Origin of the sequence: Bradyrhizobium sp. CCBAU 25338 (genome assembly GCF_028128965.1) — a bacterium.
In the GTDB taxonomy this organism is placed as follows: domain Bacteria; phylum Pseudomonadota; class Alphaproteobacteria; order Rhizobiales; family Xanthobacteraceae; genus Bradyrhizobium; species Bradyrhizobium liaoningense.
This window is the reverse complement of sequence record NZ_LFKY01000043.1, coordinates 492,065-511,633: the sequence shown is the minus strand read 5'-3', so window position 1 is coordinate 511,633 and position 19,569 is coordinate 492,065. Positions and strand designations below refer to the sequence as shown.

General features: G+C 66.0%; 16 protein-coding genes. 12 read left to right on the top strand and 4 right to left on the bottom strand.

Annotation, left to right across the window (positions count from 1 at the left end; translation table 11 throughout):
* Nucleotides 1-49 precede the first annotated feature (49 nt).
* Entirely contained in the window at nucleotides 50-631 is a 582-nt protein-coding gene (locus ACM42_RS36125) for a hypothetical protein (protein WP_271533183.1), read from the top strand.
* A 62-nt stretch (nucleotides 632-693) separates the two neighbouring features.
* On the top strand, nucleotides 694-1,293 hold the full coding sequence (locus tag ACM42_RS36120; protein ID WP_271533182.1) for a YdcF family protein: 600 nt from the start codon (nucleotides 694-696) through the stop codon (nucleotides 1,291-1,293).
* A 1-nt stretch (nucleotide 1,294) separates the two neighbouring features.
* Here ACM42_RS36120 and ACM42_RS36115 read toward each other — a convergent pair whose 3' ends face one another.
* Nucleotides 1,295-2,638 (bottom strand): aminotransferase-like domain-containing protein, encoded by a 1,344-nt coding sequence (locus tag ACM42_RS36115; protein WP_239625150.1) that lies wholly within the window; start codon nucleotides 2,636-2,638, stop codon nucleotides 1,295-1,297.
* 184 nt (nucleotides 2,639-2,822) lie between these two features.
* Between ACM42_RS36115 and ACM42_RS36110 the strand changes: the two genes are divergently transcribed.
* Nucleotides 2,823-3,059, top strand: coding sequence for a DUF1127 domain-containing protein (locus ACM42_RS36110; RefSeq protein WP_271533179.1), 237 nt, complete (start codon nucleotides 2,823-2,825; stop codon nucleotides 3,057-3,059).
* A 934-nt stretch (nucleotides 3,060-3,993) separates the two neighbouring features.
* On the opposite strand, the gene ACM42_RS36105 is transcribed toward ACM42_RS36110, so the two are convergent.
* Both ACM42_RS36105 and ACM42_RS36100 read right to left on the bottom strand, forming a co-directional pair.
* Nucleotides 3,994-4,419 (bottom strand): universal stress protein, encoded by a 426-nt coding sequence (locus ACM42_RS36105; RefSeq protein ID WP_035707892.1) that lies wholly within the window; start codon nucleotides 4,417-4,419, stop codon nucleotides 3,994-3,996.
* Between the two features lie 49 nt (nucleotides 4,420-4,468).
* Entirely contained in the window at nucleotides 4,469-5,005 is a 537-nt protein-coding gene (locus ACM42_RS36100; protein ID WP_271533177.1) for a SixA phosphatase family protein, read from the bottom strand.
* 221 nt (nucleotides 5,006-5,226) lie between these two features.
* Here ACM42_RS36100 and ACM42_RS36095 point away from each other — a divergent pair, with 221 nt between their 5' ends.
* From ACM42_RS36095 to ACM42_RS36055, 9 genes are all read left to right on the top strand, one after another.
* Nucleotides 5,227-6,711 carry an NAD(P)/FAD-dependent oxidoreductase gene (locus tag ACM42_RS36095; RefSeq protein ID WP_271533175.1) on the top strand — a complete coding sequence of 495 codons (1,485 nt, stop codon included), beginning with the start codon at nucleotides 5,227-5,229 and terminating at the stop codon, nucleotides 6,709-6,711.
* A gap of 88 nt (nucleotides 6,712-6,799) precedes the next feature.
* The gene (gene msrB, locus ACM42_RS36090; RefSeq protein ID WP_271533172.1) at nucleotides 6,800-7,312 is read left to right on the top strand and encodes a peptide-methionine (R)-S-oxide reductase MsrB; all 513 of its coding nucleotides are present in this window, start codon (nucleotides 6,800-6,802) and stop codon (nucleotides 7,310-7,312) included.
* A gap of 290 nt (nucleotides 7,313-7,602) precedes the next feature.
* The gene (locus tag ACM42_RS36085; protein WP_271533170.1) at nucleotides 7,603-9,855 is read left to right on the top strand and encodes a flagellar hook-basal body complex protein; all 2,253 of its coding nucleotides are present in this window, start codon (nucleotides 7,603-7,605) and stop codon (nucleotides 9,853-9,855) included.
* Between the two features lie 32 nt (nucleotides 9,856-9,887).
* Nucleotides 9,888-11,771 carry a flagellar hook-associated protein FlgK gene (gene flgK, locus ACM42_RS36080; protein WP_271533168.1) on the top strand — a complete coding sequence of 628 codons (1,884 nt, stop codon included), beginning with the start codon at nucleotides 9,888-9,890 and terminating at the stop codon, nucleotides 11,769-11,771.
* Nucleotides 11,772-11,792: 21 nt separating this feature from the next.
* Complete coding sequence (locus ACM42_RS36075; RefSeq protein ID WP_271533166.1) at nucleotides 11,793-13,676, top strand: flagellar protein; 1,884 nt, start codon at nucleotides 11,793-11,795, stop codon at nucleotides 13,674-13,676.
* A gap of 71 nt (nucleotides 13,677-13,747) precedes the next feature.
* On the top strand, nucleotides 13,748-14,533 hold the full coding sequence (locus ACM42_RS36070) for a hypothetical protein (protein WP_131872826.1): 786 nt from the start codon (nucleotides 13,748-13,750) through the stop codon (nucleotides 14,531-14,533).
* 10 nt (nucleotides 14,534-14,543) lie between these two features.
* Nucleotides 14,544-16,178 carry a hypothetical protein gene (locus ACM42_RS36065; RefSeq protein ID WP_271533162.1) on the top strand — a complete coding sequence of 545 codons (1,635 nt, stop codon included), beginning with the start codon at nucleotides 14,544-14,546 and terminating at the stop codon, nucleotides 16,176-16,178.
* Nucleotide 16,179: 1 nt separating this feature from the next.
* Nucleotides 16,180-17,433, top strand: coding sequence for an ATP-grasp domain-containing protein (locus tag ACM42_RS36060; protein WP_271533160.1), 1,254 nt, complete (start codon nucleotides 16,180-16,182; stop codon nucleotides 17,431-17,433).
* Nucleotides 17,430-18,929, top strand: coding sequence for a pyridoxal phosphate-dependent decarboxylase family protein (locus ACM42_RS36055; protein WP_271533158.1), 1,500 nt, complete (start codon nucleotides 17,430-17,432; stop codon nucleotides 18,927-18,929). The genes ACM42_RS36060 and ACM42_RS36055 overlap by 4 nt, the downstream gene beginning before the upstream one ends.
* 87 nt (nucleotides 18,930-19,016) lie before the next feature.
* On the opposite strand, the gene flbT is transcribed toward ACM42_RS36055, so the two are convergent.
* Nucleotides 19,017-19,457, bottom strand: a complete 441-nt coding sequence (gene flbT / locus ACM42_RS36050; RefSeq protein WP_035671936.1) for a flagellar biosynthesis repressor FlbT — start codon at nucleotides 19,455-19,457, stop codon at nucleotides 19,017-19,019.
* Nucleotides 19,458-19,569: the final 112 nt, after the last annotated feature.

The following is a 19,569-nucleotide window of genomic DNA, read 5'->3' as shown; positions in this document are numbered from 1 at the left end:
GGGTGAGGGCGATCGCGCAAGCGGATCGCGAACGGGACCTGTGATCGGTATGCCGGGAGCTGAAGCTGGTTCGGCCACGAGCTACGCCTACAAGGCCTCGCTGATCGGGTCGGCGCATCGTTTCGAGCTGACGGAGCAGGGGCTGTCCTGGCACATCGCCGGACGCTCCGGCCTGTGGCGCTACGACGAGATCTCGGCGATCCGGCTGTCGTTCCGCCCGGTCTCGATGCAACAGCACCGCTTCCGTGCCGATGTCAGCCGCACTGGCGGCGGGCGCATCGCGATCCTCTCGACGAGCTGGCAGACCGCGGCGCTGATGGCGCCGCAGGACAGCGGCTTCCGCGATTTCATTCTCGCGCTGCACGCGCGGATGGCGCAGGCCGGCAGCCGGGCCGAATTGACCGCCGGCCTTGGCCGCAAGACCTATGCGGCGGCGCTGGCTTTCCTGGCGGTGCTGACGGTGGCGATGGCGGGGCTGTTGATCCGCGCGCTTCTGATCGGCGAGTTCGCCGGCGCGCTGTTCATTGTCGGCTTCGCCGCGCTGTTCGCCTGGCAGGTCGGCGGCTTCGTGCGGCGCAATCAGCCGCAGAGCTACAGTTTCGATCGCGTGCCGAAGGCTCTGCTGCCTTAAGTGCAATCGGCCGCAATCAAACGTGACTTCGCCTCGCCGCGCCGGCGTCGCATCTTGCATTCATGTCAGTCATGGACCGCAGCACCCGTCTGCCGACGGCAGACGAGATCGCCAGAATCAACCGCACGCATCTGATCGACACGCCGCTCCGGCCAGCCGACCTGCTGTTCATGTTCGACACCCGCGAAGACGTTGGCTTGCGTGCCGACACTGCCGCAAGGCTCTGGCGCGAGGGTCTGTTCCGCTGGTCGATTGTCAGCGGCGGTGCAACGCCGGGCTCGGAGCAATCCGAGTGCACGATCATCAAGGCAGCGATGATTGCGGCGGGCATTCCGGCGGACGTTATCCTTGAGGAGCATCGCGCGATGAACACCGGCGAGAACGTGATCTTCTCGTTGCCGGTCATCGACGCGGCGCTCGGACGGCAGAACATCCGCAGTGTGATCTGCCTCGGCAACACCTGGACCGCGCGGCGTTACCCGATGACGCTGCAGCGGCACTGGCCGGAGGTCGAGAAGATGCTGCTCACTGTCGATAGCTTCGCGACGCCGCGTGCGCTCTGGCATACCGATGTCGAATTTCGTCGCCGCATGCTGCACGAATGGGACAAGATCGAGCCTTACAAGGCGAGGGGCTTTATCGCGGATTGGCCGGAGGTCTGAGCTACTCCGTCGAGTCGAAATCCTCCTCCTTAGTGCCGAGCAGCGAGGCGATCGTGCGCAGGCCGGAATCGAGTTGCTCGGGCGACGGCGGAGCGAGGGCGAGCCGCACCGCGTTTGGTGCATGACCATGCGCGATCGCGAAGGTCGAGGACGGCGTCAGCGCGATGCCACGCCTTGCCGCCGCGGCGACGAAGGTCTGCGAACGCCAGTGCGGCGGCAGTGTCAGCCAGAGATGATAGGACCGTGCGTCGGCGGCGAGCTGGTAGCCGGCCAGAAGCCTTGCGGCGGTCTGCTGGCGGCGCGCCGCGTCGATGCGCTTCAGGCGCGTCAGCTCGGCGACGGTGCCGTCGGCCATCAGCCGCTGCCCGGCCGCCAGCGCGTGGCCGGAGGCGATCCAGCCGCCGGTGCGGACCGCGCTCATGACGCTTTCGCGCAAGTGAGGCGGCGCGACCAGGATGCCGAGCGCGAGACCGGGCGCGACCTTCTTGGACAGGCTGTCGATCACGATGCAGCGGTCCGGCCCGAGCGCGGCCAGCGGCGTGTCGTCGGCGAGGAAGCCGTAGACGGTGTCCTCGATGATGGGAAGATCGAGCTTTTCGGCGACGCGCATGATGTCGGCGCGCCGCGTCGCGTTCATGGTGACACCGAGTGGATTCTGGATGATGGGCTGGAGATACAGCGCCGACAGGTGCGCCTCGCGATGCGCCTTCTGGATCGCGTCGGGCCGCGCGCCGTGCTCGTCCATCGGAATCGGGACCAGCGTCACACCTAGCCGCGCGGCGATGCTCTTGACGTATGGATAGGTCAGCGCCTCGACACCGCAGCGGCCGCCGGTCGGAACGAGCGCCGCGAGCGCGGCCGCGAGCGATTGCTTGCCGTTGGCGGTGAAGAAGATCTGGTCCGCCTGCGGCGTAAAATCCTTGCGCGCGAGATAGGCGGCGGCCGCATTGCGCGCGCTCCTGGTGCCGGTGCTGGTGGAAACGCGCAGCGCGGACTCCAGCGCGTCGACGCGCTCCAGCCCCGCAAGGCTCTTGGCGATCATCGCCCATTGCTGCGGCAGCAGCGGGTAGTTGACCTCGAAATTGATGCGCGCCTCGGCCGGCTCGCGCGTCGTCTCGACTTGGCGCCTGATGTCGCCGGAGATGAAGGTGCCGCGGCCGACCTCGCCGACCACGAGGCCGCGGCGGAGCAATTCCGTATAAACCCGGCTCGCGGTCGAGACCGCGATGCCACGGTCATAGGCAAAATTGCGCTGCGGCGGCAGCCGGTCGCCGGGCCTTAACGTGCCGTTAGTGATATCGGCCGCAATGGCATCGGCAAGCTTCACGTACTCGAACTTGGACATTATTGCACCGAGAGCAATGTTTTGCTTGCTCCGAGAAGTGTACCGGAGCATTTAAGTTCCATCAAGTTCCGCGATTGAGCCGAGGAGAGCGAGAGCAATCCGACGGCAAATGAGGTGCAGGCGCTGACAGCGTCCGCGCCAACGACACTGCTTCGCCGCGCGGGACGACAGGCCGGAGAAGAAAATGACCACGATCTCGCAAACTGCCGGGCGGAGTTTACGCCCATCCTCGTCGGGCGGATTTTTCGGTACGCTCGCTCACGGCGTCACTGCGCTGTTCGACCGCATCGAGCGCCGCTCCGCCGTCAAGACGCTGAACGAGCTCGACGATCGCGCCTTGCGCGACATCGGCATCACGCGCAGCCAGATCGAGGACGCGGTGTACGGGCAGTTCAAGGCCGAGCTGACGCGGTATTTGTAAACCCCCACTCCCGTGTCCCGGACGCGCAGCAGCGCGTGAGCGTTGCGGCGCAGAGCCAGGACCCGGCAAGTCGTGCACTCGCTGCGGCATGGGCCCCGGCTCGGCAGCGCATCACTTCGTGCTGCGCAGCGTCCGAGGCACGAAACTTTCGTTTTGGCGCGGACGGCCTCAACATCGGCATTGCGTGGCAGGTCACCTGTCATTCGCATCTTCATTGCAGACACACCTTCGCATCCTCGCGGCTCATCTCGCCCGAGCTTTGCCTCAGTGCCTCACCCTCTGAAATGAAAGAGGGCGCAGGGAAGGCCGGGAGCCGGCTGGCACCCGCGGTCCACTGTGCGAGGTTTGCAGTCAGAAAATCTGCACAGCGGCATACAGGTGAAGCCAGGACATCCCGGCCTTCCCTGCGCAGTGGTTTTACGGCTTATGTCGCGCTCTCCCCGGGGAGCGATGCACTATTGCCCCCGTCGCCTCGCGGATGGCTGATGCGCGCGCCCGGTCGGGCCGCCACATCACCGCAACGCTTGGCGCACAGACCCCGGGCGCCAGGACCACACGATTTTGCCGTACGCTGGAATCACACCGGTCGTGTGCGCGACGGCTTTGCTCACAGTTGCCTGCCCTGCAAAACCCTTCGCGCCGATGTGACCCGCGTCCACCGCCGCCCGGTCCGCGTTCGTGACGATCGCGATACGCCCCTCTTCCTTGGGCCGGGTTGCGCAACACATGCGCCGTTTCCGAATTTCGATAAAGCGGAATATTTTCGGTGAAGCGGATTGACCGGCATCTTGGGGGTTTGCCCGACAGGAAACGCAAAGTCTCGTAGCCCGGATGAGCGAAGCGACATCCGGGGAAGCGGCGTGAGCTGTCCTGGGTATCGCTTCGCTCACCCGGGCTACGAGCTGCACTCGCAATGACGGGGATCGATGGGTGCCTAGTGCCTGACCACCAGCACCGAGCATTTGGCGTAGCGCACGACGTGTCCGGCGTTGGAGCCGAGGAAATAGGTGCGCATCGCCGGCCGGTGCGAGGTCATCACGATCAGGTCGGCCTTCATCTGCGCGGCTTCCTCCAGGATCTCGTGGTAGATGCCGCCCTGGCGCACCACGCTGGAGATGCGGCTCGGTTCGATGCCGGACTCGCGCGCGACGATGGCGAGGGCCTCCTCCGAGGTCTGACGCTGCTGCTCGTCGAAATCGGCCGGTACGTACTCGGCCAGCATCACCGGCGTCATCGGCAGCACGTTGAGCAGGCGCACCGTGCCGCTCCAGGTCTGCGACAGCGTCGCCGCGGTTGCGATCGCCGGCTTGGCGAGATCGGTGTCGGCGAGGTCGATGGGCACGAGGATGGACTTGAACATCTGCGCCTCCATATCTTTCGGTCAGCACGTCTTGCCGTAGGTCGCGCGATCATCCCGATCGAAGCAGCTTGGGGCTGACGAACAGCACCAGCTTGCCGCGGCGGTAGGCCACGTCACCCCAATCCTTGACGTCAAAGTCGAAGATCGCAAGCCCCGCGGTGGGCAGGTTGTTGCTGAGCGCCTTGGCGCCGGCCGGGTCGCCGCCGCCTATCAGCATCAGGGCGACCTCGTGCATGCCGGGGTTGTGGCCGATCAGCAGCAACCGCTTTGGGTCGGCCGGGGCGGTTGCAGTGCGAATGGCTTCAAGGATTTCCGCGGAATCGGCGCCGTAGAGTTCCGGCAGGACCTCGACCTGCGGCACGGGGACGCGGTCCTTCATCGCCTCCCAGGCGATGTCCCAGGTCTGCCGGGCCCGCACGGCATGTGACACCAGCACGGTATCGGGGAAGGGGGGATGGGCGGCGATCCAGTCGCCCATCCGCGCAGCATCCTTGTGGCCGCGCTCGTCGAGCCGGCGGTCCAGGTCACGGCCGCTCGGCGCGTCGGTCTCGGTCTTGGCGTGACGCAGCAGCATCAAACGGCGCATGGCATTCTCGAATCGTTGTGTGTCCAGAATAATCTACGGGCGCGGGTCGAGAACAAGGTGACAAGCGCCGGACAGGTCCAAAAGCGCGATGAGATTGGGACGAATCGCCATCGCGCTTTAGAGTTATTGTTTTGAGCATGATCTCCGCACAAACGCATTTTGCGTTCGTCGCGAGGGAAAACCGCTGCACACTTCTCCGGATCATGCTCTAAGAAAACGACATGAGCGAGACTTTCACAAGCGTGTCCCAGGAAGAAGCCGGTCTTCGCGACCGCATGCGGCTGTCGTTCGATCTCGACGCCGACATCTGCGTCATCGGCGCGGGCCTTGCCGGCCTTTCCATCGCGCTGGAGGCGGCCCGGCTCGGGGCCAGCGTCGCGGTGCTCGAGGGCCGTCATATCGGTTGGAACGCCTCCGGCAACCAGCTCGGCACCGTGATGCCTGGTTTCGCGCTGCCGCTCGCCGACCTGATCGAGCGCATCGGCTTCGAGGACGCGCGCGAGTTGTGGGCCCTGTCGAAGGAAGGCGCAGAATTCGTCCGCGCCAACGCCACGGAAGAGAACATGCCGGGAATCGGCCTCAGCGAGGGCGTGCTGGAGGTCTCCAACGTCGATACCGGCGACCGGCTGATCAGCCGGTTGCAGATGCTGAACGAGGATTTCGATACCGAGGTCGAGGGCTGGCAGGCCGATCGCGTCCGCGGGCTGCTCAAGACCGACCGTTACTTCCACGGCGTGTACTATCCCAAAGCGTTCCAGGTCGACGGCCGGAAATATGTGCACGGCCTTGCGGCGCTGGCGCGGCGGGCAGGCGCCCGCATCTTCGAGGACACGCCGGTCGTCAGCATCGATCATTCCGGCATCCGCAAACGCATCGTCACACCCTCGGCACGGCTGCGCGCAACCCACATCGTGCTCGCCGGCAACATTCATCTCGGCGCGCCCCTGAAGCGCCTTTCGGAGACGCTGCTGCCGGTCTGGCGCTATGCCGGCATCACCGCGCCGCTCGGCGAGCGCCTTCATGAGATCATCGCCTTCAAGGGATCGGTGATGGATTCCGACGGCGTCGATCATTTCAAGATCGTCGACGGCGACCGGCTGATATGGGAGAGCCCGGAGACCACCTGGGCGGCACGTCCGCAGCGCTTCGCGGGCGCCGTCAGGCGGCGGATCCGCACGATCTTTCCCGAGCTCGGCAATGTCGAGATCACCGACATGTTCGGCGGCGCCACCGGCCAGACCGTGCACGGCATGCCGCAGATCGGCCAGTTGCGCAAAGGCCTGTGGGTGGCGAGCGGGTTCGGCCGCCAGGGCATGAACACCTCCGCCATGGCCGGACAGATGATCGCGCGCAGCATTCTGCGGGGCGATGAGCGCTGGCGGCTGTTCTCGCCGTTCGAGCTGGTCTGGGCGGGCGGCGCCACGGGGCGCGTCGCGGGCCAGCTGGTCGGGATCTGGAGCAGGGCGAGTTCCGCCGCGGCGGGCTCGCTCGCCCGCTATCGCGAACGTGCCAGGCTCAAGGACAGGGAACGCGAGGCCCGCCTCGCCAAAGCCAACCGGGCCGCCGGCACCGGCCCGCGCCGTCCGCCGCCCGGCGTTCGGCCGCGGCCAACCTCGCCGCCGAAACCTGCGGCCCAACGCACAGAACAGGGCAACATAGAACAGGGCACGGAACCGGCCCCTCACGAAGCCGGCATCTCGCGATAAGCGCCAAGAAAAATCCCGCCCGGAAGTGTAACGTCGGCCGTTAGAGCCCGTATCTCAGGGCGTGGACTCCCCGCGCACGGAGAATGAGATGGTTGACCGCCGCATCCTGTTGACGACTGTCGCCGGCCTGTTTGGCCTTTCGGCCTTTCGCTGGCTGAGAGCATCCCCCGCCGAGGCCGGCGAGAAGGCCGCGGAAAAGTTCGAGATTGTGAAGACGGAGGCCGAATGGCGTGCCCAGCTCACGCCGCAGCAATATGAGATCCTGCGCAATCACGGCACCGAGCGGCCCGGCTCAAGCCCGCTGCTGAAGGAGCACCGCAAGGGCATCTTCGCCTGCGCCGGCTGCGACCTGCCGCTGTTTGCGTCCGAGACCAAGTTCGAGAGCGGCACGGGATGGCCGAGCTTCTACCAGCCGATCGAGGGCAATGTCGGCAAGACCGAGGACCGCGCCTACGGCATGGTTCGCACCGAGGTGCATTGCCGGCGCTGCGGCGGCCACCTCGGTCACGTCTTCGACGACGGTCCGAAGCCGACCGGCTTGCGTTATTGCATCGACGGTTTCGGGCTGGTCTTCCATCCCGCGGCGGCGTCGGCGACGTAAGTCTTTCTCGTCGTCATTCAGGGGCGGTCCGCAGGACCGAACTATGGTGCGCAATTGCGCACCTGAGAATCTCGAGGTTCCGGATTCGATGCTGACGCATCGCTCCGGAACGACACTCGCCCCGGCAATTGTTGCCGGCCCGGCAATTGTGCCCCGGTCGTCCGACCGGGGGCTTTCCGTTTAAGTCATTGATTTCCTGAAGATCCCCGCATTGGCATAGGCCTTGCGACGTCTCTCCCGACTGCGGCCATGGTCGACCGGCCGCCGGGATCGGATTTGGAGACAAAGTTATGGGTATCTTCGATGCAATGAACACCTCGGTGGGTGGCCTGCAGGCGCAGTCCTTCGCGCTTCAGAACATTTCCGGCAACATCGCGAACTCATCCACCACCGGTTACAAGGGCATCGGCACCAGCTTCGTCGACCTCATTCCCGACTCATCCGTCCCGAGCAAGCAGGTCGCAGGCGGCGTGCAGGCCAACGCGAAGGCCACCATCACCACGCAGGGCACGATCTCATCCTCCACCGTCGCCACCAACATGGCGATCACCGGCGACGGTTTCTTCTCGATCCAGAAGGCGAGCGGCGTCGTCGACAACGTGCCGGTGTTCACGGGGGTCACCTACTACACGAGGCGTGGCGACTTCCAGCTCAATGCCAACGGCAATCTGGTCAACGGCGCCGGCTATTACCTGATGGGCGTCACGGTCGACCCGAAGACCGGCAACCCGACCGGCAGCGTGGCGAACGTCCTGCAATTCCAGAACAACTTCATTCCGGCGCAGGCGACCACCTCGATCCAGTACGCGGCGAACCTGCCGACCCAGCCGAACACGGTGGCGAAAACCACCGCCTCGACCGGCACGTTGCTGGCGGCCGGTGGGCTCAATCCGTCCGATTTCGCCGCCAACCCGCTGCCGGTCGGCACGCCGCCGGCGCCCTATGCCAACGCAACGGTGTCAGGCGCGGCTGCAACCGGCAACATCCGCTCGGCCTATTCATCGACGACGGCGACGGGCACGGTTGCGCTCCAGAACAATTCGTCGGCGGTCGCCTCGACAACCACGTCCCTTGACAACGCCGCCGGCACGCATCTCGCCTCCAGCATTCTGACCGCCTTGAGCGGCCAGACGCTGACCATCAACGGCAACACCATCACGTTCAACGGCGGCACCACGGTCTCGACCGTCGGCAGCAATACGACGATCGGTCTCGGTGCGGGCACGACGGCGACCGTGGCCGACATCCTGAATGCGATTCAGACTGCCGGCGGCGCCGGCGTCACAGCTTCGCTCTCGGTCAGCGGCAATATCCAGATCTCGACCGGCACCGGCACTGACGTCGCGGTCGGCAGCGGCACGGCCGCCACCGCGCTCGGCATCAGCAGCGTGACGCGCGGCGGCAACGTGCTGTCCTCGCCCGCGATCTCGGGCGCGACCGTGCTGAGCGGCACTGCGACCGCCGGCGGCGCCCAGGTGCTCACATCCGGCTTCTCCGCAGGCGATACCATCACCGTCAACGGTCAGACGCTGACCTTCATGGCCTCGGGCGCCTCGGGACCGAACCAGATCAACGTCACCGACAACGTCACGACCCTGCTCGGCAAGATCGACGCGCTCTCCGGCGCCTCGGGGTCTTCGGTCAGCAGCGGCGGCGTGATTACCCTCAACACGGGCACCGTCTCGAACCTGACGGTCTCCAGCTCGAACAGCGCTGCCTTCTCGGCGCTCGGCTTCACCTCGACGATCACCAAGAATCGCGACGGCGGCGGTACGGCCGGCACCGGCGGCGTGATCGGCAACGACATCGCCACGTTCACCAAGGAATCGATCAGCGGTGGCGCGGTGACCGCCTACAACGCCGCCGGCACGCCGGTGAACCTGCAATTGCGCTGGGCCAAGACCGACAGTGCCTCGCTGGGCGCGGGTCATTCGGATAGCTGGAACCTGTTCTACCAGACCGACCCGAACGCAACCGGCACGACCGTCGGCTGGGTCAACACCGGTCAGACCTTCACTTTTGCCGCCGACGGCTCGCTGACCTCGCCGAGCGGCTCGGGCATCACCATCAACAACGTCACCGTCAGCGGCCAGTCGCTCGGCTCGGTCGCCTTCAACATCTCCTCCGGCGGGCTGACGCAATATGCCAGCACCAGCGGCGCGGTGACCATCAACACCATCACCCAGAACGGCTATGCCGCCGGTCAGCTCCGCTCGGTCGCCGTCAACAACAACGGCGTCGTGGTCGGCACCTTCTCGAACGGCCAGAACCTCAACCTCGCCCAGGTGCAGCTGTCGCATTTCAACGGCACCAACTATCTGAAGGCACTCGATGGCGGCGCCTATGCCGCGACCGAACAGTCGGGAGACGCCATCGACGGCGCCTCGGGCACCATCAGCGGCTCGTCGCTGGAGGGATCCAACACCGACATCGCCGACGAATTCACCAAGCTGATCGTGACCCAGCAGGCCTATTCGGCCAACACCAAGGTGATCACGACAGCGAATTCGATGGTGCAGGACCTCTTGAACGTGTTGCGCTGATCGGCGCGTAACGTAACCAAAGGTGGCAAGTCATGGGTTTGAGTTCAGCCCTCGCCAGCGCGATGAGCGGTCTGCGTGCCAACCAGGCCGCGCTCTCGATCGTCTCATCGAACGTCGCGAATTCGCAGACGCCGGGCTACGTCGTCCAGACACCGAACCAGATCGAGGTCACCACCGGAGACTTCGGCTCGACGGTGATGACCACCGGTGTCAGCCGCGAGCTCGACAGCTACGTGCTGAACCAGCTGCGGACCGAGACCGGCGGCAGCGGTTACGCCGACCAGATGGCCAACATCCTGAAGCAGCTTCAGAGTGTCTATGGCACGCCCGGCAACAGCGGCACGCTCGAAGCCGCGCTGAACAAGTTCACCACGGCGCTTCAGGCGCTCTCGACCAGTTCGGGGGCGTCGTCGGCGCAGACCGTCGCGCTCGGCGCGGCGCAGGCCCTGGCGCAGCAGCTCAACGTCACCACCACGGGCATCCAGTCGCTGCGCTCCAACGTCGAGCAGGATCTCGGCAACTCGGCGCGAGCCGCCAACGCGGCGATGCAGCAGATCGCCGACATCAACACCAAGCTCCAGGGCCTCTCGCCCAACGATCCCTCGGCCGCCACGCTGATGGACCAGCGTGACCAGGCCATCAACACGCTGTCGAAATATGTCGACGTCCGCGTCACCACCGACGGTTCGAACCAGACCAACATCTACACCACGACGGGCATTCAGCTCGTCGGCGCCGGGCTCGCCTCTGAATTCTCCTTTGCCTCCGCCGGGGCGCTGTCGGCGACCTCGCTTTACAACATCGACCCGGCCAAGTCCGGCGTCGGCGCGTTCAACATCAAGCTGCCGAACGGCTCGCAGGTCGACGTCGTCGCCAACAACGTGGTGTCTTCCGGCCAGATCGCGGCCGACCTGAAGCTGCGCGACCAGACGCTGGTGCAGGCGCAGAACCAGATCGACCAGCTCGCCGCCACGATGGCGAGCGCGCTGTCCGACAAGACCACGGCCGGAAGCACGGTCTCCGGCCCGCCGGCCGGGTTTGATCTCGACCTTGCCGGGGCGGCGCCGGGCAACACCGTCAACATCACCTACACGGATACGGCCACCAACACGCAGCGCCAGATCACGCTGGTCAACGTGACCGATCCGGCCGCGCTGCCGCTTCAGAACGCGACGAACGCCAACCCGATGCGGATCGGCGTCAACTTCTCCGGCGGCATGGGAGCGATCGCCTCCGCGCTCAACACCGCGCTGCCAGGCGCGCATCTGTCGTTCTCCGCCGCCCCGTCGCCAGCGACCGCCACGACGCTGCGGGTGACCGACGACAATACCGGCCTTGCCAAGGTGAACTCGGCGTCGACCACGAAGACGATCACGTCGCTGACCTCGGGCAATCCGCAGCTGCCGCTGTTCACTGACGGCGGCCAGGCGCTCTATACCGGCGCGATCACGGCGTCCGGCTCGCAGATGACCGGCCTTGCCGGGCGCATTGCCGTGAACACGCAGCTGGTTTCCGATCCGAGCCGGCTGTCGGTCTACAACACCTCGCCGGTGACGCCCGCGGGCGACACCACGCGTTCGGACTATCTCTATTCGCAGCTCACCAATGCGGTGTTCTCCTATTCGCCGCAGACCGGCCTCGGCTCGGCGAACCAGCCCTTCACCGGCAGCGTCTCGAACTACCTCCAGCAGTTCCTGAGCGTCCAGGCCAACGCCGCCACCCAGGCGACCCAGCTCCAGCAGGGCCAGAGCGTCGTGGTCTCGACGCTCCAGGCCAAGTTCGATTCGACCTCCAGCGTCAATCTGGACTCGGAGATGTCGAACCTGATCCAGCTTCAGAATGCCTACGCCGCCAACGCCCACGTCATGTCGGTGGTGCAGAGCATGATGAACACGTTGCTCCAGGCTCAAGTGTAGCAAGTAACAGGGCTCTGAAAGATGTCGATCAGCAGTATCAACTATTCTTCGTCGATTCTCGGCGCACAGATCCGCAACATCAATCAGCAGCTCACCGACCTGTCGACCCAGCTTTCGACCGGCAAGCTGTCGCAGAACTATTCCGGCATGGGCACCAACGAGGGTTTTGCGATCGCCGGGCGCGCGCAGCTCTCCAACATCGACGGCTATACCGACACGATCACCAACGTCAACGTCAGCATCAACCTCGCCAATACCGCGCTGCAGTCGCTGACGAAGATTCGCAACACGGTGCAGACCGGCTCGGCCAACACCGCGCAGGACCTCAACGTCAACGGCCAGACGATCGCGCAGAACACCGCCGCCGCCCAGTTCGGCTCGATGGTCGGCGTCCTCAACACGCAGACGGGCAGCCGCTATCTGTTCTCCGGGACGGCCGTCAACACGCAATCGGTTGCGGATGCCGGCGACATCATCAACGGCACCACGACGCAGGCCGGCTTCAAGACCGTCATGGCGGAGCGCCAGGCCGCCGACCTCGGCGCCAACGGCATGGGGCGGCTGGTGCAGACGCAGCCGACGCCGAGCTCCGTGCAGGTGTCGGAGGACGTCGCGGGCTCGCCGTTCGGGCTCAAGATCAAGGCGGTGTCCTCGACGCTGACGGGCGCGACCGTCACCGGCCCGAGCGGCTCGCCGGTGTCGTTCTCGGTCGATCTCAACGGCGTCAACCCGAACAACGGCGACAAGCTCAGCATTCAGTTCACCCTGCCGGACGGCACCACCGAGCAGATCGACCTGACCGCCTCGACGGCGACGCCGACGCCGCTCGGCAGCTTCGCGATCGATGCGAGCACCCCCGTCAATCCGAACAACACCGCGAGCAACCTCAACACTGCGCTGAACACCGCGATCACCAAGCTCGCCAACACTTCGCTGGTGGCGGCATCCGCGGTCGTCGCCGGCGACAACTTCTTCAACACCGCGAGCTCCGCGATCGGAACGCCGGTCAACAACCAGGCGGCGCCGCCGGCCCCCGTCACCGGCGCGACGGCGCTATCCGGCGCGAGCCCCTCGGACTCGATCTCGCCGGGCTTCGTCGCCGGCGACACCATCACCGTCAACGGCACCACGCTGACCTTCGTCAGCTCGGGCGCGACCGGCGACCAGCTCAACGTCACCGACAGCATCCAGACCCTGCTGAGCAAGATCGACCAGATCACGGGGACGTCGAAGCCCTCGACGGTCCATGGCGGTTCGATCACGATCAACACCGACGACGCGGCGAGTCTCAGCATCACGAGCTCGAATACGGGGGCGCTGGGTTCGCTCGGCTTCGCCGCGACGCCCGTGACCGCCACGCAACCGCCGCTGCGCGTCGGCTCCTCGCCCGCGAGTTCGGCGACGACGCTGGTGAACGGCTCGGCCACCACCGTGAAGTGGTACCTGGGCAATGACGGGCCGGGGGCGCCGCGCTCGACGGCGACGGCCCGGGTCGACGATGCCGTCACGGTGCAATATGGCGCCCAGGCGAACGAGGATGCGATCCGCCGGCAATTGCAGGCGATCGCGGTGTTCGGGACCTTCTCGACCTCGCCGACCGGCCAGTATTCGGGCGGGCAGGTGTCGGCGCTGAGCCTGCGGGTGACGCAGGCGCTGACGCAGCAGCCCGGCCAGCAGCGCATCGAGGACATCCAGACCGACATCGCGATGGCCCAGAACACGATGAAGGACGCCACCACGCGCCAGACCCAGGCCAAGGCGCAGCTCCAGGGCATCATCGACCAGGCGGAATCGGCTTCGCCCGACCAGGTCGCGAGCGAGATCCTGGCGCTCCAGAACGCCCTCCAGGCGTCCTACCAGGTGACCTCGAACCTCGCGCAGCTCTCGCTCGTCAAGTTCCTGTAAGGGGGCGTTAAGGCGCCGTTAACCATGCCTGTTTACCTCTTGGTGAGGATTGGAGCGGGGCGGGGCGGTCGATGTCGGACAGGATGCAGCTGGTGGTGGCAACGCCTTGCTTCGGCGGGCAGGTGTCGAGCATTTATGCGAGCTCGATCTTCGCGCTGCAGCGCGCCGTGCACGGCATGTCCAACCTCGAGCTCAAGGTGCACCTGCGAGACGGCGACGCCCTGATCACCCGCGCGCGGGCTAATTTGGTCGCGATGTTCCTGGACGATCCCAGGGCGACGCATTTCCTGTTCATCGATGCCGATATCGGGTTCAGGCCGGAGCAGGTGTTCCGGCTGATCGAGTGCGGCGCGGACGTCGTGGCCGGCTGCTATCCGATCAAGCGGGTCAACTGGGACAAGGCCGCGCGTGCGATCCAGTCCGGTCGGGCCGACGTGCCGGCCGCCTCGCTCGACTATGTGCTCGAGATCGAGGATCCCGACCGCATCGTCGTGGTCAACGGCTTCACCCGCGTGCGCTACGCCGGCACCGGCTTCCTGATGATCCGGCGCCACGTGCTGGAGGCGATGTGCCGCCACCCGGCCTATGCGAACCTGCAATTCTTCCGCGAACATTCGCACGACACGCTGACGGCGAGCCAGAACCGGTTCGCGCTGTTCGAATGCATGATCGATCCGGCGACCGGCACGTATCTCTCCGAGGACTTTGCCTTCTGCAAGCGCTGGACCGATATCGGCGGCGAGATCTGGGCCGACATCCAGAGCTCGCTCGATCACGTCGGGCCGTCGGTGTTCCGCGGCGACATCGCCTCGCAATTCGCAGCCGTGCCCGCGGCGGCGGCCGATGCCGCGGCGTGAGGTTTGCGGGATGAGCGGCCGCGCATCCCGTTGGTCAGAACCGGAACGGGCGTCCGACGGCGGGTCGCGCTATCGCCTGCGCGATCTCTTCACGCCACTCGACACGCTGCTCGTCTCCGGCGGAGATCCGCGGCTCGCGCTCGATCCCGAGGACCGCGTCAACGCCTATGGCTGCGCGGCCTCGCCGGAACCGGAGATCTGGAATTTCGCCTCCGCGACCGCATCGACGATCTCGCAAGCGGCCTATGACCGCGCTGCGCTGGCGCGCGAAGAGCTGATGCACAAGTGCCTGTTCGACGAGGTCGAGGTCGCCTTCGACGCAAGATGCGAGGACATGCGCGACGAGCTGCGCAGTCATCTCCAGCTCTCGCCGCGCGTCGACGTGGTGTTCTCGCCGTCCGGCACGGACTCCCAGCTCCATGCCCTGTTCCTGGCGCGGACGATCCTCGGCGCGCGGCCGGTGACGATCGTGGTCGGCGCCGACCAGACCGGAAGCGGGACGATCCATACTGCCCGCGGACACCATTTCAGCTCCATGACGGCGAGCGGCGTTGCGGTTCGCAAGGACGGCGCGGTTGCGGGGCTCGCCGGTACCAGTCTTGCGTTGCCACTGCGCGAGGTCGCACCCGGGATCGCGATGCGCGCGGACGCCGATGCCGCGGTGCTGCATGCGGTCGAGGCCACGATCGCGCAAGGCGCGCCCGTGCTGCTCCAGATCATGGATTCCTCGAAGCTCGGATGGCGTGCGCCGAGCACGGCCTGCCTCGACGAGATCGCGCGGCGCTGGCCGCGCAAGGTCCAGGTCGTCGTCGATGCCTGCCAGGCCCGGCTCGGCCGCCGCCGGCTGCGCTCCTATCTCGACCGCGGCTATATGGTGCTGATCACCGGCTCGAAATTCTTCGGCGGGCCCGCCTTCAGCGGTGCGCTGCTGGTGCCGAAGGGCCTTTCGCGCTCGCTCGACCGGGGTGAGGGGATCGCGCCCGGTATCCTCGACTACGCCGGCCGTTGCGATTGGCCGGTGGCCTGGACGGCGCTGCGTTCGCGCTTCGAGCGCCGCCCGAATTTCGGTCAATGGCTGCGCTGGGAGGCGGCGCTGGCCGAGATCGGCAGCTACTACGCCGTGCCCGCGGTTTCCCGCGCCGAGATGCTCGCCGAGCTCGCCACCGGCATCGACAGCATGATCGCGTTGTCGCCGTCGCTTCGCTCTATTCCAACTCCAACCGCGATCAACACGGCCGACGCGGATGACGAGGAATTCGCGCAAGCCACGATCTTTCCGTTCACGCTGCTGCGCGACGGCAAACCGGTCTCGATCGCCGAGACCTCGGCCGTTCACCGTGCACTGGCGCGGGACATGAGCGATGAGATCAGCGGCAGCACGGCGGACCGAGAGGTCGCCGCGCAGCGCTGCCTGGTCGGCCAGCCAGTCCGGCTGGAGCGGCAGGACGAGACGCCGCAGGCCGTGCTGCGCCTCTGCGTCGGCGCACGGCTCGTGACGGAAGCCTGGTCGCCGGACATGACGAAGGCGCGACGCAATGTGCAGCACGTTCTCGACCGCATCGCCCATGTCCTGGTGAAGATCGAGCTGCTGCTCGACCGTGGTGCAGCCGCGACCGTGCCGGTCAAGTCCGCGTTCGAGGTGTGAAATGCAGCATCCAGTTTCCGCTCCGATCGGTTTGACTGCGGCGAACTATGCCGACCGCATCGGCTTTGCGCAGCTGACGCGCCAGGCCTTCGAAGGCGTCGATCTGCATCCGTTGCGCGACCAGCTCGTGGCGCGGATCGCGGCGGGGACCGCGTTGGCGGGCGAAGGGCTGGATCTCTCCTTGATCAGCCAGCTTCTAGGCGACAAGGATCAGGGGCTTGCAATCCAGTCCGAAGTGCTGACCTTCCATCAACTCTTCCGTACGCCCAGTGCGGCTCCGCAGCCCGGCTTGCGCGTGCTCGCGCTTGCGGCCGACATCGACATGGGCGGCAACACGCCGATCGATTTCCTGCTCGAAGGCTCCGACATCGAGCTGCTGACGCTCTATGTGGTCAAGGGCGTCGGTCTGCCGGAAACCTTGCCCGAGCACGACGTCGCCATCGTGGTCGCGTCCGATTCCGAGGAATGCCGCGAGGCGCTCGCGCTGATCGAAAAGGCCGCGCCGCACTGGCCGCGGCCGCTGCTCAATCCGCCCGATCGCATCGGCAATCTCGATCGCGACAAGCTGTATCGGCTGCTGGCTGGTGTGCCGGGTCTGGACATTCCCGCGACCATCCACGCGACGCGCGCGCAATTGTCCGATCTCGCCCAGGAGCGGATCGCCTGTGAGGACATCGCGGGCGAACTGCACTTTCCGATCATCGCGCGGCCGCGCGGCTCGCATGCCGGCGTCGGGCTCGCCAAGCTCGACGATGCGGCGGCGCTCGCGGCCTATCTCGCCGAACGCAAAGAGCAGGACTTCTTCGTCGCACGCTTCGTCGACTATGTGAGCCCCGACGGGCTCTACCGCAAATATCGCCTCGCCATGATCGACGGCAAACCCTACGCCTGCCACATGGCGATCGCCGACCGCTGGGACATCTGGTATCTCAACGCCTACATGGCGTTCAGCGAGGAGAAGCGGGCCGAGGAAGCCGTCTTCATGCGCGACTTCGACAGCGACTTCGCCGAGCGCCACAGGAGCGCGCTCGACGAGATGAGCCGCCGCGTCGGCCTCGATTATTTCATCGTCGATTGCGCCGAGAACGAGAGGCGCGAGCTTCTGGTGTTCGAGGCCGATAACACCGCCGTCGTGCACAACATGGATTCGCCAGCCGTGTTTCCTTACAAGCCGCCGCAGATGCGCAAGATCTTTGCCGCGTTCACGGCGATGCTGTCGCGGCATGCAAGGACGGGCAAGGGGAGCGCAGCATGAACGAGATCATCCGCAACACGCAAAGCGCCGTCACGAGCACCTCGCTCGATCCGCAGGACTGGAGCGAGTTTCGCGCGCTCGCCCATCGCATGCTGGACGAGACGATCGACGGCATCGCCAACGTTCGGGCGCGGCCCGTCTGGCAGCCGATCCCTGAAGACGTCCGTACGGCATTCAGGGCCGATCTGCCGCGCGAGGCGAGCGATCTCGCCGAGGTCTATCGCGAATTCGCCGAGCATGTCGCCCCCTATGCGACCGGCAACGTCCATCCCGGCTTCATGGGCTGGGTGCATGGCGGCGGCACCGCGGTCGGCATGCTCGCGGAAATGCTTGCGGCAGGCCTCAACGCCAATCTCGGCGGGCGCGACCACATCCCGATCGAGGTCGAGCGCCAGATCGTCGACTGGATGCGCCGCCTGTTCGCCTTCCCCGACAGCGCGAGCGGCATCTTCGTCACGGGCACGTCGATGGCCAATCTGATGGCGGTGCTGGTGGCGCGCACGAGTGCGCTTGGAACGCTGGCGCGGCAGCACGGCATCGGCAATGACGGTGCGCTGCTCACGGCCTACACCTCGCGGGCGGCGCATGGCTGCGTCTCCAGGGCGATGGATATTGCCGGGCTCGGCACCGATGCGCTGCGCAGGATCGATGTCGATGACGATCATCGCATCGACGTCGCAGCGCTGCGCGCGCAGATTGCCGTTGATCGCGAGGTCGGCTTCAAGCCTTTCCTGGTGGTCGCGTCCGCCGGCACCGTCGATATCGGCGCGATCGACGACCTCAGGGCGATCGCCGAGCTGTGCCGCGAGGAAGGAATCTGGTTTCACGTCGACGGCGCTTTCGGTGCGCTCGCCATCCTGTCGCCCGAGCTTGCGCCGCTGCTCGGCGGCATCGAGATCGCGGATTCGATCGCGCTCGACTTCCACAAATGGGGACAGGTGCCTTACGACGCAGGCTTCCTGCTGGTGCGCGACGGCGAGCAGCATCGGCAGGCCTTTGCGCAGCCGGCGGCCTATCTGCGCCGCGAGGCGAGGGGGCTTGCGACCGGTGCGGTCTGGCCCTGCGATCTCGGCCCCGATCTGTCGCGTGGCTTCCGTGCGCTGAAGACGTGGTTCACGCTGAAGACGTTCGGCACCGATCGGCTTGGTGCGGTGATCGCGCGAAGCTGTGCGCTGGCGAAATATCTGGAGGCGCGCGTGTTGGCCGAACCTCGGCTGGAATTGCTGGCGCCGGTCAATCTCAACATCGTCTGCTTCCGCTACCGTGCCGATGATGCGGTCAATCGCGAGATAGTCGCCGACGTCCAGGAGTCCGGCGTCGCAGCGCCGTCGAGCACGACGCTGGACGGAAGGCTTGCGATCCGCGCCGCGATCGTCAATCACCGCACCGAGGAGACGGACGTCGATGCGCTGGTCGCGGCCGTGCTGGAGTTCGGCGAAAGGCGGAGCCGCGGCGGACTGATCGAGGTCGAGGCGCCGCCGCTCGCGGCGCAGTAACATCGATGCGTGCCTGAAACGACGACGGCCCCGGAGATGATCCGGGGCCGTCGTCGTTCGCAGCTTGGGCGAAGCGAAAGCGTGTGGTCAGGCGGCGGAGCTCACGTCGGCCTTGTCCGCTTCGGCCTTGGGATGCGCGGCCGCGTACTGATCCCGCAGCTTCTCTTCATAGGCAATCAGCTTGCGGGCGTCCTTCAGCGCCCGGTAGAGGTCGCCATTCAGGATGTTGTTGTTGATGCCTTCGATGATCGGCCAGGAGCTCGGCACCGCAGTGACGATGTCGCGCACCAGGTTGAAATAGGTGCCGTGCTGGGTCTGCGGATCCGGTGAGATGTACATGAGCTGGACCGCAAGATAGACGAGCTTGGCGGGCGTATTGGCGGTCTCCGGCGTGAGGATGTCGCGCTCGCGCAGGATCGGCACGTTGTCGCCGTCGATCAGGAGGCGGGCGCGCTGGTCCGTGTTGGTAATCACGCAGTTACCGACGATGATGCGTTCGTGCGGTCTGAGCTCGACCTTGAGGGCCATGCCTGTTCTCCATCAACGCTTTCGTAACCGAGCGTTCGTTGCGGCTCATCAAGGCCTGATTCTCGCCCGGAATTAGTTAACGAGCTGTAAATCTCCGGCATTCGCGAGAAAA

What these genes read in the sequence shown, in the direction of transcription:
- ACM42_RS36070 (WP_131872826.1), top strand. Translation starts at nt 13,748, where the DNA reads ATGTCGGACAGGATGCAGCTGGTGGTGGCAACGCCTTGCTTCGGCGGG.
- ACM42_RS36105 (WP_035707892.1), bottom strand. Translation starts at nt 4,419, where the DNA reads ATGTTCAAGTCCATCCTCGTGCCCATCGACCTCGCCGACACCGATCTC.
- ACM42_RS36120 (WP_271533182.1), top strand. Translation starts at nt 694, where the DNA reads ATGTCAGTCATGGACCGCAGCACCCGTCTGCCGACGGCAGACGAGATC.
- ACM42_RS36065 (WP_271533162.1), top strand. Translation starts at nt 14,544, where the DNA reads ATGAGCGGCCGCGCATCCCGTTGGTCAGAACCGGAACGGGCGTCCGAC.
- ACM42_RS36115 (WP_239625150.1), bottom strand. Translation starts at nt 2,638, where the DNA reads ATGTCCAAGTTCGAGTACGTGAAGCTTGCCGATGCCATTGCGGCCGAT.
- ACM42_RS36125 (WP_271533183.1), top strand. Translation starts at nt 50, where the DNA reads ATGCCGGGAGCTGAAGCTGGTTCGGCCACGAGCTACGCCTACAAGGCC.
- ACM42_RS36095 (WP_271533175.1), top strand. Translation starts at nt 5,227, where the DNA reads ATGAGCGAGACTTTCACAAGCGTGTCCCAGGAAGAAGCCGGTCTTCGC.
- msrB (WP_271533172.1), top strand. Translation starts at nt 6,800, where the DNA reads ATGGTTGACCGCCGCATCCTGTTGACGACTGTCGCCGGCCTGTTTGGC.
- ACM42_RS36110 (WP_271533179.1), top strand. Translation starts at nt 2,823, where the DNA reads ATGACCACGATCTCGCAAACTGCCGGGCGGAGTTTACGCCCATCCTCG.
- ACM42_RS36055 (WP_271533158.1), top strand. Translation starts at nt 17,430, where the DNA reads ATGAACGAGATCATCCGCAACACGCAAAGCGCCGTCACGAGCACCTCG.
- flbT (WP_035671936.1), bottom strand. Translation starts at nt 19,457, where the DNA reads ATGGCCCTCAAGGTCGAGCTCAGACCGCACGAACGCATCATCGTCGGT.
- ACM42_RS36060 (WP_271533160.1), top strand. Translation starts at nt 16,180, where the DNA reads ATGCAGCATCCAGTTTCCGCTCCGATCGGTTTGACTGCGGCGAACTAT.
- flgK (WP_271533168.1), top strand. Translation starts at nt 9,888, where the DNA reads ATGGGTTTGAGTTCAGCCCTCGCCAGCGCGATGAGCGGTCTGCGTGCC.
- ACM42_RS36100 (WP_271533177.1), bottom strand. Translation starts at nt 5,005, where the DNA reads ATGCGCCGTTTGATGCTGCTGCGTCACGCCAAGACCGAGACCGACGCG.
- ACM42_RS36085 (WP_271533170.1), top strand. Translation starts at nt 7,603, where the DNA reads ATGGGTATCTTCGATGCAATGAACACCTCGGTGGGTGGCCTGCAGGCG.
- ACM42_RS36075 (WP_271533166.1), top strand. Translation starts at nt 11,793, where the DNA reads ATGTCGATCAGCAGTATCAACTATTCTTCGTCGATTCTCGGCGCACAG.